Below are 1178 nucleotides of genomic sequence, written 5' to 3'. Positions count from 1 at the left end.
TGAGAGTTTTATCGGATTGGACATTATCGATTCAAAAGGGAAGATTACTTTTTATGATAAAACGGCATTAGCGAAACGATTAAACAAATCGACCATCAAAAAAAATATCAAGTCATATATTCAGCACGAAAAAGTACCACTTTATGATGAGCCTAATGATAGCCATCCAACGGATATGTATTTGGTTCAAAATGATTTTGTTAAAATTCTGGATGTGATTTGGAATAAAGAGAAACTAAAAAAAAGTCGATATCCTGATATCTGGTTTAAGGTGAGTTATAAAAGTAAAGACCAAGGTGAAATGGTGAAATGGATTAATGGGAAAGCGTTTACCATCTGGTGATATTTATCCTAACTAATAATAACACTAAGATTTTTATGAAGGGTGACACGAATTGAAAAATTTTGTGTCATTGATATCAAATTTATTCAGTAAATTGACTGAAGAGTTTTAGTATGCAAAAAATAATACTGTTAATATTCACGCTAATTATTAGTACTGTTTGCTATGCAAAGCAGCCTTGTTCACATAAAACATTTGTAGAAAATTATCACTTTAACCTTAATACTCAATCTTATAAATTTACTTCTTACTATTGTGATGAGAAGGAGAGTGAAGTTTTTATAAAACCCGGCATATTGGAAGTACATGGAAAGAATATTAATAAATTATATAAAAATGTAATTGGAATCAGATCTGGGATAGGCGTTATACTTTCAAAATGGAATAATAAACCAACATTTTATTACGTGAGCACACCATCAGATTATACTCAAGCTTTTATACCGATAATGATTAAGGATAATAATTTAATGGTTGACTGTATCTATATTAATCAACATTTAAAAAATTATATGGAAACTAAATATTCTTATTGCGGTGAACCACAAATTGTAGCCGATGGGTTTGGTGATGAAGGCTTTGAAAATTTATTTCCTGATTTTTACTTATATAACGTATTTTACAATATTTTCTTTGATGAAACTAAGGAAAGTCTGTCTTACAAACAATTTGATGTCTTTATTGGACAAATAGATGATATCAGTTTTTATCGCCGTTATTCATCAATTAAAAATTATGGTGTAAATAAATATACGCTTATCATGGCAAATAAGGATTATGAATATCATTTTAAAAAAAATCAGATTTTTCAACGAATGGCAAGTGATAAAAACAT

2 protein-coding genes are annotated in these 1178 nt (G+C 28.5%); both read left to right on the top strand.

The genetic code is table 11. The features are described from left to right. Nucleotides 1-343: hypothetical protein (locus A9G11_RS14470; protein WP_218056131.1), on the top strand; the 343-nt coding region annotated here is incomplete at its 5' end. Nucleotides 344-456: 113 nt separating this feature from the next. Then, a partial coding sequence (locus A9G11_RS10990) for a hypothetical protein (RefSeq protein ID WP_141674417.1) occupies nucleotides 457-1178 on the top strand: 722 nt, incomplete at its 3' end.

The organism is Gilliamella sp. wkB108 (assembly GCF_001690195.1).
Taxonomy (GTDB): Bacteria; Pseudomonadota; Gammaproteobacteria; order Enterobacterales; family Orbaceae; genus Gilliamella; species Gilliamella apicola_L.
The sequence above is the reverse complement of the archived record's forward strand: the minus strand, read 5'-3'. Positions and strand labels throughout refer to the sequence as shown.